Here is a 13,425-nt window from a genome sequence, read left to right on the forward strand (position 1 = left end):
GGTTCATTGTACCTTTCCGAAATACTCGCCGAACATATCTCGACTGTCGCCGCTCGACCTCCCCTCGCCGAGACGCGCAACATGGCAATCAAGTGTGTTCTTGATCTTATCGGTGCTGCCATCGTCGGTCATTCCTCCGACAGTGCAACGGCAGCGCGCCGATCCGCAGCAACCCTCTTTGGCAAGGGCGAGACGCCGATATGGTTTTCGGGACAGGAATTGGCCGCTGTCGGCGCCCTTTTCTGCAATGCAGCAGCGGCCTGCGCCCTTGATATCGACGACGGTCACCGGGCAGCACGAGGCCATCCCGGAGCCTCAGTGGTAACGACTGCCCTTACCATCGGCTCGACGCAACGGCTTGACGGCGACGACATCATCGCTGCAATTGTCGCAGGCTACGACATTGGAGTGAGGACGGCAGCGGCACAGAACCCGCAAACTATTTCCACGCGGCAGTCGGGACGCTGGGCTGCCATCGCATCCGCCGCAACCGCGGCGGTCTTGCTCAAGGCTTCACCAGCGGTGACCGCTCAGGCGCTTGCAATTGCCGGCGTGCTCGCCCCGAACCAGCAGGCAAATGGTAGCTCGGGTTACTCGAAGATGACCGGCAACGATGTCAAGGAAGGCATCCCGTGGAGTAGTGCCACGGGGCTTATGGCTCTCGAGCTTGCGCGTCGCGGTTTTACGGGTCCTTCAGATCTGTTTGATCACCCTGACTACTACGACCCGCGGCTGCTACTCGGAGAACTCGGTCACCGTTGGGAGATCCTCGGCACTTACTTCAAACCCTATGCGTGCTGCCGCTACATACATCCGGCTCTCGATCGGCTTCTTGAGCTTGTTGAACGCTATGGTCTGACGTCAGAGACCCTCATCTCGATCGATGTCGAGACGTTCGGCTGGGCGCTCCGGCTTGCAAATCGCACGTCGCCGGAGAACCTCGTCGATGTCCAGTATAGTCTTCCCTACTGTCTCGCGATTGCCCTTGTTGACGGCTCCTCCGGATTGTTGCCGATAACGACCAAATGCCTTGCACGCCCGGATCTCGTTGCTGTTGCAAAGAAGGTTCAGCTCGTGGTTCATCATCAGAGCGACCGCCTCTTTCCGTCCGAAACCCTGGCACGTGTCACTGTTCAAACAAAAAATGGTAAGTTTGCTTCCGACTTGGGTGGCCCACTCGGAGATCCCGGTTTGCCGCTGCTGTGGCACGGCATAGAGGAGAAGTTCTGTCGATTGACAGCCGCCAGGATTACGCCGGGGAAGCGACAAGCCATTGTCGACGGTGTGCTGGCACTGGCGCAGGGTGAGGCAGGACCGCTATTTGCGGAAATGCCACAGTATTTGGACTTGCGCTAGGACTGACAGGGTTCATCGCAATGTGCGCGCGTCGTGTGGGCACACTGCGTCGCTGGAACCGGACGTTTCATGGGTGTTTGAGGATTTTGTCGCTTCTCGCACCGTTCCAAACGGCGAAGCGGCCATTGATCATCAGGTGCCGCACGCGAGCAAGATTGTGGCTTTCGACAATCGCAACATCGGCACGCTTTCCAGGCGCAAGAATGCCCCTGTCTCCCGCAAACTCGGGGAAAATCCGAGCAACGTTTCCGGTTGCAAGCGCTATCGCGCCAGGCAACGTCGTCTGCTCTCGTTGCACCATGCGGTTGATCGCTGCAAGGATGCTGTCCCAATCGCCGCCGGCAAAATCGGTAGACAAGGTATCGACAAGCCCCTCGCGGACCAGGAGGTCGATGTTGGTCGCGTCGTTACGCCAACGGGTTGTAATGCAGTCGAGTGTTGAAACGTCGATGACGACGCCACGCTTCTTGAGTTCGCGTGCGGAGGCAACACATTCATCCGGACGAAACGAGGGATGGTTGGCGTGAGCCGCCACAATGCGGGCTGATGGATATCGCACTGCCAGGTTCAGTAATGTTCGTGCTGTTGGGAGCGCGTGGTGGAATATGCCTGGCAGGCCATAGTGCGCACTGGCTGCGGCAATCTCCTCGAGTCCTCTCAAGGAGAGCGCGACAGGGGGCATGACGGTTTTCGTTATCAGCTCCACAAGTTTCTGGGTGGACATGATCGATAACAGACCGCATTCGGCGAGAAGTGCTTCGATCAGTTCAGTTGGGGCTGCGTCCTTACCGTCGAGGGTGCGTCCGAGGACTGCTTCTTTGAGACTTCGCGCCCACTTTGGGGAGAGCCTGATGCCCGATAATGCAAATATCGCGTCCGGTATGAAGCGATAGTCCTGGGCCCCTCCCCCAAGCGTTTGACCACCGCCGGCTTCGCCAAGCGCTCGCACCCCGGCACTGATCATCGTCGAGATGGTCGCTGCATGATGACGGTCGCTGAGACCGGCGCCGTCAATTGCAAGTGCGGCGCGAAGGTTGCTCGGCGTATGCGCGCTCGTGATATGTATGTCGAGAGGATGGTTGTTTCGCGTACCATTGTCGATTTCATCGGCAAGTGCGAGGCCGCAGACATTCAGGAGAGTAGAGGTGCCGGAAAGCAGGTGTCGGTTGCGAAAGTAATCGACGTCGCTCGACCGGAAGGGCTTGGACCCGCTCGGCATCGAGGGGCCGTGCACGCACCCATGCGCATGCGCGTTGATAATGCCGGGAATGATCGTGTAGCCGTCGGCGTCGATGACAAGCGATCCCGCGGCGGCCGCAAGCTGACCCTCCGCGACCTGCACAATCGTTCTGCCGCGAACACGGACGCAACCGCGGGTGTGAACTGTTGATCCATCTCCCGTGACAACGCGGCCATTGAGGATCAAGGTTTCGCACGCCATCGCGCTCTCCTTTCGGGCAAGGACGGATTGACGGAGCCGATGCCATAGCCGATGCCGCGCACCGTACGAATGGGGTCAGGGGCTCCCCCAATCCTCAGACACCTGCGCAGTCGCCCGATGTGGACGTTCACCGTCTTGCAATCGACGTATATTCCACTTGGCCAGCACTGCCTGATGATCTCCCTGCGGTCGGAAATCCTGTCGGGCTGAAGAAGGAAGTAGCGCAGGATGGCAAACTCGATCCGTGGGAGGTAGACGGGGCAATCGGCACGCCACACGCGCCGCGCCGCCATGTCCATCTCGATGTCGCCATATCTCAGGCGCTGTGTCGTGCCTTGCATCATCAATGCCCGAAGCAGATGACTGGGCGGAACCGGTCGGGTAAAGACTTCATCGGCGCCCGCGTTGAGGAAGGCGAGACCCTGGCCATGCGCCCCCGGGTCGACCAGGGCGACAATGATGATCGCGCTGCCTGCTCGAAGATCGCAAATCTGCGCACAGGCCGAGACTGCGTCCCTGACCCGGCCGTCAATCAGAAGCGCACAGACGCTGTCTTGGCGCGCAGCGATAACGATGTCATTGGCTTCTGACTGCAGGCTCGTCGCAAAGCCGGAATGCTCTAGGAGGTGGCGGGCAATGAAGCACAGATCGCCGTCCCCTGAGCCGATAACAATCGTCGGTCTCATGGCATACTGTCGCTGTTGTTGCGTTTTGGCGCCCCTACAATCTCACGAGAGAAGGTGCGCTTCAAACATTGATGTCCAGCACTCGATTAAGAAATATTTCTTCGATGTTCACACGACATGGAAGAACGGGACGGAGCAGACAGCACCTGTCGGACATTACGCCTTGGCATCCCCAAGTGCTGGTTTTCCATTGATATGAATGGCCAATGAATTGATTTGTCGTGAAATTGGAGGCTGCAAAGGAACGGCTGCATAATTTTGTTCTCACCTCGTCCCTCCGGAGAACCAGATGTGTACCTCTTTGGAAATGTCGAACTTGCCGTCGGAAGAAAGCAGACTGGAGGATGAGGAGCACTGCAATGATCACCATGTGGCAGCAAAACCCCTACCCTGCCTGACCTGTCGCAACCTCTCCTGTAAAGGACGCAAGGCTCAGCAGCAGCTGGACGGCGCCGCCAAAGGCACGGCCGTCAACGAATGAGCCCATCGAGTGATAGTGCCGATCATCTTGAGTTTAGTCTTCCCGACATAAGTAACACGCAAAGGTTGCCAATCGCCTTTAAAGATTAATCGAAAAGCCTTAGAGGGCGGGATTAGCAATTATGCGAGTTGGCAAGAGCAAATATTGACCGCAACCTTAGAGGGATTATCGTCGGACCTGTCATACGCTTCCGACATGGCATTCAATCCATAAGGGCAGGCGGAGAGAACTCATTCAAGCGAAGATCATCTTTGCGGAAAACGGCGGCACGGATGCTCATCCAATCTTTGCTGCAATCGAAAGGGAGGCGATGGCTGTGTCGGTGGTACACTCCATCCTTCAACTGCGAAGGCATCTCTATCGATCGCAATATGACGCGGTGATCGTCGATGCCGTTTCATCGCCAAACGAAGCAATCGACTTCTGTCGGCAAATCAGGACCAGCAGCGCCATCCCGATCTTCCTTATCGTGGAGCCCTTCAAGGCGGATCTGATCGTATTGGCGCTAGAAGCCGGGGCCGATGATTGCATGTCACCTCCCGTCTCGATCCCTGAATTTGTCGCCAGGATCAACAACCTTCTGAGACGTTCCGCGTACGCCCGCATTCCCACACATCGGCAACCGTTAGCATTCACTTTCGCCGGCTTTCGTCTCAGTGTACTTGAACGCCAGCTTTGGGGTCCGGACTGCCAGATCGTTGATCTCACCTCTGCAGAATTCGACCTTTTGCTGGCACTGTGCCGGAACCCGGGAAGGCTGATGCGACGCGAAGAGTTGCTGACATCGACGCATGCCGGTGTTGCAGGACCCGTGACGCGCAGCATCGACGTCCACATCAGCCGTCTGCGTCAAAAAATAGAACACGATCCGCCGAACCCTCGCCTGCTCAAGACAGTGAGACTTGGAGGATATGTTTTCACAGCCGACGTGATGGCGGGCTAGGCCATGTCCGCGAACTATTAAGTTTTGTTTCCGGACACCGTTCCAATTGATGCGCGAGAACCATGCAACTAATCGTATGCACGCCTGATCGTCATGGACGGGCTGAAAGCTGGGTTGGCGTCGCCCAGGCGACGACGGGGTTCATTGAATTGCGCAAGGGTGGTCGTCGACATCAGCGTCCACATGGAGCTTTGCGCATCCTGGGGGAGCTTATCGGCTATGAATATGCGTACTCTTTTTCACGACATGATCGATTCAACCGCGACAACGTCCACGGAGGATTCGCTTCGCGCCGCCGTTGCGAGGATCACCACCAAGTATGGTTTCGAGCGCTTCGCATATCTCAATCTCGACGCAGTAAGCGCCAGGAGCTTTGCCGTATCGAACTATCCGCAGGACTGGCAGGCGATGTATTTCGGCCGCTCATACATGGCGCTGGATCCCGTCGTCACTATGGGCAAACGAATGATGCGGGCTTTTCAGTGGTGCGTCGATGAGCAACGACGACGGGCGACGAAAGACGAGCGCGGTTTCTGGGACGCGGCGTCGCAGTTCGGCATTCGCGCAGGGGTGACTGTGCCGATACGCGTCTGCTTCGGGCAGGTTGCAATGCTGACCCTGGCTACCTCTCAAAATTTGCGTCCAAGAGAATTCTGCGAAACCGAATGCGCCGTCGCCGCAACCTCGGCAACTTTTCTGCATTCGCGTCTCGTCTCGACGAATTGTCCGACAACCCAGCGCCAGCCCGGTTTGTCCGACCGCGAGGCGCTGTGCTTGGGATGGATAGCCGCGGGGAAGTCGATGCAGGACATCGCCGAGATCCTTGGCTTGAACTACCACACCGTTCGCTGGGATCTCGACAACATCCGCGCGAAACTCAACGTAAAGAACCTGAAACAGGCACTTTCCCTGGCGCTGCAACTGGGTTTGATCTGACAGTTCCTATCGAAGAACCTGTTCGGCCACAGTGGCCGAACGGTCCTTTGGCGGTCTCTTGATGGCGAGATGAACACATCCCTCGAGTGCGGATGCTCCGGTCGCCGATCCAATGTCTGCCTTACGCCACCTTCACCCTTTCGACGAATTCAGAATGGTAGTCGGCGGGACAGATCCGCTCGACGGTTGCCTGGTCGGCGGCGAGAACACCCGCAACACTAAGCGTTTCGTTGATGAGGCGGGGTTCTCCCAGACGTCTCATCGGCCAACCGGAGCGATTGAGAAGTCGCTCGAGCCGGACATCGGTTACTGTGACGATCTCGTTGTAGCCGTTGAGAAAGGACCATTCCGCAATCGCCGCAAACATGGTCCGGGTCGCCAGATGCAGCGGACGCCCCTCTATTCCGTGACAATGGTCGATGTCGACACAGAAGCGCGAGCTTTCGATCATGGACGCATGAGGGTGGAACGTGTCACCACCCCCAAGCAAGCATGAAAATAGCGTTTGCAGCATCGTTGGGCCACAGGCAGGAAGAAGGCGCGCGCAGCCAACGACATTGCTTTGCTCATCGATTGCCAGAATGTAGGTCGGTTCAAGCGCGTCGAATTCGTCGCACTCGCGCTCGCCCTTACACGCGACCCAGCCTAACCGTTGCGCAAAGACACGGGCGCGCAGCCGATACATTTGTTCAAGGAGACCTAGGTCACGGGATGTTCGGGGTTGACTGAGTGCGACTGCATGCATGATCAAAATCCTCCGCAAGTTGGGTTACGCAATCAGCGTGAACGGAGGTGACAAAGATTTGAACTCGCAGATTTGCGGGTCGAGACAAACGCCTGCGCCGAGACGGGAGAATTTCGCTCAAGGACGGACCGAGCTGGTTGTATACGATGAGCACGGGAAGTCGCAGGCGCGATCCCATTGGATAGGCCCCGGTGCCCCCTGACCCCGTTCCATGCAGAAAAGTGGGGATACTGCCCGTCACCGAGAAACACCTGGCTTTGCATTGATGTAATGTGGGACGACCGCCACGTTCTAAAATGCGGCTGAGCTGAACGAAGGACTGAATGACCAAACAACTCGATATGTTTGCTTCGACGCTGGCGGTCAGCGAACTGCAAAGCGAGCGTATTCGCCGAACCGATCGAAAGTCGATCGGTTGGAGTGCAGAGGAAATGGTTGAATGCCTGGAGGCAACCGGGGACTACCGCGTGTTACGCAGGCTTGCTGCCCGTTCCGCTCCTACCCTTCGCCGACCGGAATTTGGACGCTTGGGCGTTCTCATCGACACCGAGACGACCGGCCTTGATCACCGCAAGAACGAGATCATCGAGATCGGTGCGGTAAGCTTCACGTTCGATGACGAAGGCCAAATCGGGGACATCGTTGATGTCTATTCTGGACTGCAGCAGCCACAAACCGCGATTCCCCCGGGCATTACCCAACTGACGGGGATCACCGACGAGATGGTGGCGGGGCAACAGATCGATATGGCGTCGTTGCGGCGGATTATCGAACCGGCAGATCTCATCATTGCCCATAATGCCGGCTTTGACCGCCCTTTCTGTGAGAGGTTTTCTCCGGACTTCAAGGACAAGGCCTGGGCGTGTTCGGTCTCTGAGATCGACTGGAGCGCGCGCGGTTTCGAGGGCACAAAGCTCGGCTACCTTGTCGGTCAGGCAGGCTATTTCCACGTTGGCCATCGCGCCGTTGACGATTGTTTCGCGCTGCTGGAAGTCCTCGACCATCAGAAAGCGGAAGCTGAGAAGCCCTTCGCCGAACTCCTCAGGGCCTCCGAGCGATCGCGCGCTCGTCTGTTTGCTGAACACAGTCCTTTCGACATGAAGGATCACCTCAAAGCACGGGGATATCGTTGGTCTGACGGGAGCGACGGTCGTCCGAAGTCCTGGTGGATCGAAGTCGACGAGGATCTTCTGGCAGACGAACTTCACTTCCTGCGAACTGAAATATACCGTTGGGACGATGCCGACCCGCCGGTCCAGCACATGACTGCGCTGGAAAGGTATAAGGCGTAAGCTTCTACGCCTGGTCACTTCCTCTAGCCGCCAGGCATGCAGCAAAATGCTCATCCCCTAGGATGCGTCAACAGGTTGTTAGGACTTTGTTGACCATAATTGCCTCTCGCATGCCTGGCTTTGCAAACCGTCTGCACGCCTGCCGGGCCAAAGGGTTGAGGTTGGCCATGTCTGATGATCCGGAAAGGCGGTTGACGCCGCGCATCGTCGGCGCTGTCGTCAGAACGCTATGGTCGATCGCCGGACGCGCTCGGCAAGCGGCGATCGCAACACTCGCCGTTCTCCTATCAGGAATGAGCGCCGAGGCAGAGGATCGTGCCTTGAAGCTCTTTTTTACGCACACCGGAGAGCGAACCACGATTACGTTCAAACGCGACGGAAGATTTGATCCGAGAGGGCTCGCGCAGATCAATCGCTTTTTGCGTGACTGGCGGAAAAACGAACCCACGCGGATGGATCCGCGTCTGCTCGATCTCGTCTGGGAGGTTTATCATCGCAGCGGTGCGCGTGACTATATCCACGTGGTATCAGCTTACAGATCTCCGACGACGAACAAGATGCTGCGCTCGCGTTCTCGAAGCTCCGGCGTTGCAAAGACAAGCCAGCATATGCTTGGCAAAGCGATGGACTTCTACATCCCTGGTGTGAAACTGCAGACATTGCGGGCGCTTGCCATGCAGTTGCAGATCGGCGGTGTTGGATACTATCCCCGTTCCGGGTCCCCCTTCGTGCACCTTGACGTCGGCCGAGTAAGGGCGTGGCCGCGGATGTCGCGGCAGGAACTCGCAAGCATATTCCCGAATGGCCGCACCATGCATGTCCCGGCTGACGGCAGACCCCTTCCGGGCTACGCCCAGGCCGTCGCCAACCACAACAAGCGCATTCAATCGGGCTCGATCGAGAATGCTGCAACAGCCGATGAGGAAGATGCTGTCGAAACCGGCCAGCCGAGCCCTTCGGCCGGCCCCATCGAGGTCGCACTCGTGCCAATCCCATCCAGCCGCGCCGAGACGGCCCTTGCCCACCAGGCAGGCCAAAATTCCGTCACTGCCCGGGCGAACGGCCAGGCGCCAATCGCGGATCTTTCCTTGTATGCCGTTCCGATCCCGAATTTCCGGCCTCCGGAAGAGGCGGTGGGTGCAGCGATTGATCCAACTCAGACGGCATCTATCGGTGCCTCGGACTCAAAGCAAAATACACGAAAGTTCCTCCCTATGCTCAGGGAAGCTCCGACGTCTGGCTTCACGCTGTCGGCACGGTCCGCTGCCTCGTTGCCGATGTCCGGATCGTCCGAACTTCAAGCTGGTATTCGGAGCGTTTCGGAAAGGCGGCTTTTAAGTTGGGCTCTGCATTTGCCGGACAGGGCGCCGGGCCTTTCTGCACCGTATGGTCATCGACGCCTGATCATTCTCGACTGGGATCGAGGTCCATACAACGCCTCTCTTGCGACTTCACCTTAGTTTGAAAGTGATGGTCCCAAACGTCTGGCTGCCAAGCATTTTCGGCAGCTCTAGCGAACGACGGTCATCATAGATCCCGATTCCGTCGCCCGTCTGGATGAGGACTGAGCGCGCATCGCAGGCGGACGCATTTCCGTTGATGTCAGACATGCCCTGACGGCGACGATGTAATCTCCACCATCGTCGATTGGCCAGGCGGCCGGCAATGCCTCGGCAATTTCGCCAGGATTGACCAGCCTGTATTTCCAGCGCCAGGCAAGCGTCATGGGGTCGGAACAAGAGCAGTTTAAAATCGTACGTTGAGGTCGAACGGATCATGAACTCTCGCAAACCCGCATGATGGTCTGCCGGCTTCGGGTCGGAAGAGGAACTGCTCCTCAGATACGCTTGGGTCCTCGCTTAGAGTCAGAAGACCACGGCGGCGGCGAGGCAGTTCTTGGCGAAATGGTCGTAGGGGTAGTGACCCGCCGGCCGCTGCGTTCGTCTTACTGGGAGGCCTACGATTTCTTGGGCATCTCGACGCTGGCCGCCGATCTCGCCCGTTCCTCGTCCACTTGGGTTCGCCATCGTTTCGCGAGATCGCGGCGACGGCCGGGATAACGCTCCTCGATCAACTCGAGGCGCTCGATCCGATCGACGCGGAATGTCCGGAAGTCCTTGCGCAGTTCGCACCATCCAGCGACGAAGCGATTGGCCTCGATGAAGCCGAGCATGATTGGCCAGATGATACGTTGAGTCTGCGCGCCCGTTGGATCGCGGTAGGCGACATAGAGCTTGAACTGCTCGCGCATGGCCTGGCGCAGCAGACCAAGATCGACTGCCGCTGACTGTGGTCTCGCGCGGCCAACGTGGAAGGCGTTGTCGGTCAACAGAGGCCGCAGTTCGGAAGGAAGCACCGAGCCGATCTTGCCGATGGCGTTCTGGGCGGCAAGTGCCAGACCGTCGTCGGTCTGGCGGCTTACCCATTGCGCGCCTAAAGTCAGCGCGTGCAACTCCTCCTGCGTGAACATGAGAGGCGGCAGCAGAAAGCCGGGCTTCAGGATGTAACCGAAACCCGGCTCGCCCTCGATGTCCGCGCCCATCGCCTGCAAGGTGGCGATGTCTCGGTATATGGTCCGCAGCGAAACACCGGCTTCGCGCGCTAGATCAGTGCCGGGCACGGGACCGTTGCGCCGACGCAAGACTTGCAGAAGATCGAATAGCCGGTTGCTCTTGGACATCGGACCAATCTACCAGCCAATGCCATATTTTGGCAGTAGCCTGTTCACTACATCGCTACCACGACCTTGCCGTTGTGTTTGCGACCCTGTTCGAGGGCGATGACCTGCGGGATCGCGTCACGAAGCGGTACGGTCACGGCAATCGGAAGCCGCAGCCGCCCTTCGCCTGCCGCCTTTGCGAGGCCGTCGAGGATGTCCGCCCGCGCGGTGCAGATGATCGGCTTGAGCCGCCCGTTGACCAGCGCACGGATGAACTTGCCTGGCGTCGGATTGATGTCGAGGAACACGCCGCCCTTGCGGAGAAGGCCGAGACCGGTTGCGACAGTCATCATACCGGCGGTGTCGTAAACGACGTCGAAGCGCTCCTTGACCTTCGAGAAATCGGTCGTTCGATAGTCGAAGATGCGGGTCACTCCCATCTGCTCCGCGCGTTGCCTCTGCTGAGCACTGCAGCTTCCTGAGACCTTCGCCCCAAGCATCCGTGCAATCTGGACGGCGGACTCACCGACCGCGCCGGTGCAGCCGTTTATGAAGACCTCAGCGCCCGATTGCAGGTTCGCCTTGTCTATGAGACCGTTCCACGCAGTTATCCCTGGGGTGCCAAGGCAGGCGGCTTCCTCGAAGGACACCTCCGCCGGCTTTTTGGCGAGAAATGATTCTGGCGCGATCACGGCCTCGCCAAGGGCGCCGCTGTCCTTGATCTGCGCTGACCCGAAGACGGCATCGCCCACCTTGAAGCGGGTAACGCCAGGCCCAACGGAAATCACGGTGCCTGAGAAATCGCTGCCTAGACCGCGGGGGAATTTCTTGCCGGTCACCATCTTCAGGTGACCGTTGCGGACCTTCCAGTCGATCGGGTTGATGGCGGCGAAACTGACCTTCACATCCACCTCGCCCTTGCCTGGCGCGCGAAGCCCGAAATCCTCGAGCTTCATCACTTCCGGGCCACCATATTTATGATACTGGATGCGCTTCATAGCAGGCCGTTCCGCTTGAGAGTGGCGGCGACGACATCGATGAGCGGCGTGCTTGGCCGGCCCAGAAGACGAGGCAGGTCCTCGCTCTCGGTGTACCAGTCGCCGCGTGTCGCCGAGAAGCCGGCGTCCGCGATAATCTCCGCCATGAACTGAGGCATGCCGCTGGCAACGAGCATCTGTGTGTAGGCGTCGATCGGCATATCCTGGTAAAGAAGCGGCTTGCCGGTTAGCTGTGAGATGGCCGCGACAAGGTCGGCCTTCGTCCAGGGTGTTCCGCCCAGTTCATAGATCTTCCCGGTCTGATCGTCAGCGCTGGTCAACACCATGGCCGCCGCTTCGGCAAGATCATCACGGCTCGCGCCGGAGAATCTGCCGGCACCTGCCGAGCCAATCAGCGTGCCCGAGTTGATGGCATAGTCCATGCCGCCAAGATCGCCAGCGAAGACTTCGATATAAGGACCGTTGCGCAGCATCACGAACGGCGCGCCGGACTCGCGGATGAAGGCCTCGATCTGCTTATGCGCCTCTCCCAGCCGGATCGTGCTGGCGTCGGTGTTGACGAAGCTCGCATAAGCGACGAGTCCTACGCCCGCGTCGATCGCCTCCACGACCGCCCGCACCATCTGGGGATGGCGAAGGCCGAAATCGGCTGACGGAATCAGCAGGATCTTGTGGGCGCCGGCGAAGGCGCTCGCCAGCGTCTCGGGCCGATCGTAGTCTGCCTCGCGGACTTGGACGCCCTTGGCGGCCAGGTCGGCCGCATTCTCGGGGTTGCGAACGGCGGCGACGATCTCGTTGGCCGGCACGCCACGGCGCAGCAGAGCGCCAACGACAAGCCGCCCGTAGCGGCCCGTCGCAGCAGTAATGGTAATCATGGAAGATACTTTCTTTTTGGGGCTGCGGTCAGCGCGGCCGGATCGTTGTCACTGCGCGCCGAACACGCTTTTGTCGAAGACGGCCTTGAGGGCGGTGATCTTGCCGTCCTCGACGGTGAAATGCTTCGATGAGAGGACGCTGGGGACAGGTTGCGTGTGGGTGTAATACATCAGTAGCGCCGTTTTTTCGTCGCCGAATGCTGCGATCAGCGTCGCGCCTTTGAGGATGTGCGTTAAGCCCGATTCACCCTCGTGCAACGCCGCGCCGCCTTCGACCGTCCCGAATGGAGACTCGTTGACCACGTTGTCTGCGACGAACTTCATCGCGGTTGCGTGGTCGCGATTCCGCCAGGCGTCGTAGTAGGCCATTGCGACTTGAAGCGCGGGGCTGATGGTGGTGTTGCTCATCGTGATCATCCTTTGCTGGTTGGAATGATCAACCTATAGCGCATGGCAGTGACAGATTTTGTCAGCAGGATGCGAGATTGACCAAATCGGCAGCAAAAGCCATGTTCCAGGCGGTCACTGGCTCTGATATCTGAAGATGAACGGATTAGATGATGAGGCTAATATGAAGCTTGTTTATAAGATTGTTCCCGAGCTTGCCTGGAAGGAGACTGAAGGCCAGAGCGAATTCAAAGGATTCGGTATCGATCTAAACGATCCATTCATTCATCTCTCCGACTCAGATCAAGTAGAGAGCACACTGGAAAAATTCTTCAAATCCCAGGCCGGTCTGGTTCTAGTCGAAATTGACTCAGATTCCCTCGGCGACTCAATCGTTTGGGAGAAATCTGAAGATGACAATCTATTCCCGCATCTTTATGGAAGCCTGCCGATCTCATCCGTGAAAAACGTTTATCCTATTTCCCTTGGGGCAGATGGGAAACATGTTCTTCCAGCGCCATTCTGCATCTAAATACTGCTCAGACAGCCATCTCCCGGCAGGCCCAAGCGGTTGATTGTGGCGGCTAATCAACGCTATCGGGAAGTCGCGCGTTGCGTCCGTTCGA

General features: G+C 58.3%; 13 protein-coding genes. 6 read left to right on the forward strand and 7 right to left on the reverse strand.

Features of this window, described 5'->3' with window-relative positions; translation table 11 throughout:
* Positions 1-6: 6 nt before the first annotated feature.
* Positions 7-1,356 (forward strand): MmgE/PrpD family protein, encoded by a 1,350-nt coding sequence (locus tag AS026_RS33990; protein WP_062375093.1) that lies wholly within the window; start codon positions 7-9, stop codon positions 1,354-1,356.
* Positions 1,357-1,423: 67 nt separating this feature from the next.
* On the opposite strand, the gene AS026_RS33995 is transcribed toward AS026_RS33990, so the two are convergent.
* Positions 1,424-2,797: an amidohydrolase family protein gene (locus tag AS026_RS33995; protein WP_062375095.1), complete on the reverse strand. Its 1,374-nt coding sequence runs from the start codon at positions 2,795-2,797 to the stop codon at positions 1,424-1,426.
* Positions 2,779-3,483 (reverse strand): winged helix-turn-helix transcriptional regulator, encoded by a 705-nt coding sequence (locus AS026_RS34000; RefSeq protein WP_062375098.1) that lies wholly within the window; start codon positions 3,481-3,483, stop codon positions 2,779-2,781. Before AS026_RS34000 ends, AS026_RS33995 begins: the two co-directional genes overlap by 19 nt.
* Positions 3,484-4,274: 791 nt before the next feature.
* On the opposite strand from AS026_RS34000, the gene AS026_RS34005 reads away from it, so the two are divergent.
* Positions 4,275-4,907: a response regulator transcription factor gene (locus AS026_RS34005; RefSeq protein ID WP_062375100.1), complete on the forward strand. Its 633-nt coding sequence runs from the start codon at positions 4,275-4,277 to the stop codon at positions 4,905-4,907.
* A gap of 219 nt (positions 4,908-5,126) precedes the next feature.
* Complete coding sequence (locus AS026_RS34010) at positions 5,127-5,843, forward strand: autoinducer binding domain-containing protein (protein WP_062375102.1); 717 nt, start codon at positions 5,127-5,129, stop codon at positions 5,841-5,843.
* Positions 5,844-5,964: 121 nt separating this feature from the next.
* Here AS026_RS34010 and traI read toward each other — a convergent pair whose 3' ends face one another.
* Positions 5,965-6,588, reverse strand: coding sequence for an acyl-homoserine-lactone synthase (gene traI / locus AS026_RS34015; protein ID WP_062375104.1), 624 nt, complete (start codon positions 6,586-6,588; stop codon positions 5,965-5,967).
* A 323-nt stretch (positions 6,589-6,911) separates the two neighbouring features.
* Here traI and AS026_RS34020 point away from each other — a divergent pair, with 323 nt between their 5' ends.
* Positions 6,912-7,880, forward strand: a complete 969-nt coding sequence (locus AS026_RS34020) for a 3'-5' exonuclease (RefSeq protein WP_062375107.1) — start codon at positions 6,912-6,914, stop codon at positions 7,878-7,880.
* Positions 7,881-8,047: 167 nt separating this feature from the next.
* Positions 8,048-9,340, forward strand: coding sequence for a peptidoglycan L,D-endopeptidase MepK (locus AS026_RS34025; RefSeq protein WP_062375109.1), 1,293 nt, complete (start codon positions 8,048-8,050; stop codon positions 9,338-9,340).
* 497 nt (positions 9,341-9,837) lie between these two features.
* On the opposite strand, the gene AS026_RS34030 is transcribed toward AS026_RS34025, so the two are convergent.
* From AS026_RS34030 to AS026_RS34045, 4 genes are read right to left on the reverse strand one after another with little or no spacing between them, the layout of a single operon-like run.
* The gene (locus AS026_RS34030) at positions 9,838-10,560 is read right to left on the reverse strand and encodes a helix-turn-helix transcriptional regulator (RefSeq protein WP_062375111.1); all 723 of its coding nucleotides are present in this window, start codon (positions 10,558-10,560) and stop codon (positions 9,838-9,840) included.
* Positions 10,561-10,607: 47 nt separating this feature from the next.
* On the reverse strand, positions 10,608-11,537 hold the full coding sequence (locus tag AS026_RS34035; RefSeq protein WP_062375114.1) for an NAD(P)-dependent alcohol dehydrogenase: 930 nt from the start codon (positions 11,535-11,537) through the stop codon (positions 10,608-10,610).
* Positions 11,534-12,412, reverse strand: coding sequence for an NmrA family NAD(P)-binding protein (locus AS026_RS34040; RefSeq protein WP_062375116.1), 879 nt, complete (start codon positions 12,410-12,412; stop codon positions 11,534-11,536). Before AS026_RS34040 ends, AS026_RS34035 begins: the two co-directional genes overlap by 4 nt.
* A gap of 48 nt (positions 12,413-12,460) precedes the next feature.
* Positions 12,461-12,820, reverse strand: coding sequence for a nuclear transport factor 2 family protein (locus AS026_RS34045; RefSeq protein WP_062375118.1), 360 nt, complete (start codon positions 12,818-12,820; stop codon positions 12,461-12,463).
* A 163-nt stretch (positions 12,821-12,983) separates the two neighbouring features.
* On the opposite strand from AS026_RS34045, the gene AS026_RS34050 reads away from it, so the two are divergent.
* Complete coding sequence (locus AS026_RS34050; protein WP_062375120.1) at positions 12,984-13,331, forward strand: DUF952 domain-containing protein; 348 nt, start codon at positions 12,984-12,986, stop codon at positions 13,329-13,331.
* Positions 13,332-13,425 lie beyond the last annotated feature (94 nt).

It is taken from the genome of Rhizobium altiplani (assembly GCF_001542405.1).
Classification (GTDB): domain Bacteria; phylum Pseudomonadota; class Alphaproteobacteria; order Rhizobiales; family Rhizobiaceae; genus Rhizobium; species Rhizobium altiplani.

Coding starts and splice junctions, on each gene's coding strand:
- AS026_RS34050 (WP_062375120.1), top strand. CDS start 12,984: ATGAAGCTTGTTTATAAGATTGTTCCCGAGCTTGCCTGGAAGGAGACT.
- AS026_RS34025 (WP_062375109.1), top strand. CDS start 8,048: ATGTCTGATGATCCGGAAAGGCGGTTGACGCCGCGCATCGTCGGCGCT.
- AS026_RS34005 (WP_062375100.1), top strand. CDS start 4,275: ATGGCTGTGTCGGTGGTACACTCCATCCTTCAACTGCGAAGGCATCTC.
- AS026_RS34045 (WP_062375118.1), bottom strand. CDS start 12,820: ATGAGCAACACCACCATCAGCCCCGCGCTTCAAGTCGCAATGGCCTAC.
- AS026_RS34020 (WP_062375107.1), top strand. CDS start 6,912: ATGACCAAACAACTCGATATGTTTGCTTCGACGCTGGCGGTCAGCGAA.
- AS026_RS34030 (WP_062375111.1), bottom strand. CDS start 10,560: ATGTCCAAGAGCAACCGGCTATTCGATCTTCTGCAAGTCTTGCGTCGG.
- AS026_RS34035 (WP_062375114.1), bottom strand. CDS start 11,537: ATGAAGCGCATCCAGTATCATAAATATGGTGGCCCGGAAGTGATGAAG.
- AS026_RS34000 (WP_062375098.1), bottom strand. CDS start 3,483: ATGAGACCGACGATTGTTATCGGCTCAGGGGACGGCGATCTGTGCTTC.
- AS026_RS34010 (WP_062375102.1), top strand. CDS start 5,127: ATGAATATGCGTACTCTTTTTCACGACATGATCGATTCAACCGCGACA.
- AS026_RS33995 (WP_062375095.1), bottom strand. CDS start 2,797: ATGGCGTGCGAAACCTTGATCCTCAATGGCCGCGTTGTCACGGGAGAT.
- AS026_RS34040 (WP_062375116.1), bottom strand. CDS start 12,412: ATGATTACCATTACTGCTGCGACGGGCCGCTACGGGCGGCTTGTCGTT.
- traI (WP_062375104.1), bottom strand. CDS start 6,588: ATGCATGCAGTCGCACTCAGTCAACCCCGAACATCCCGTGACCTAGGT.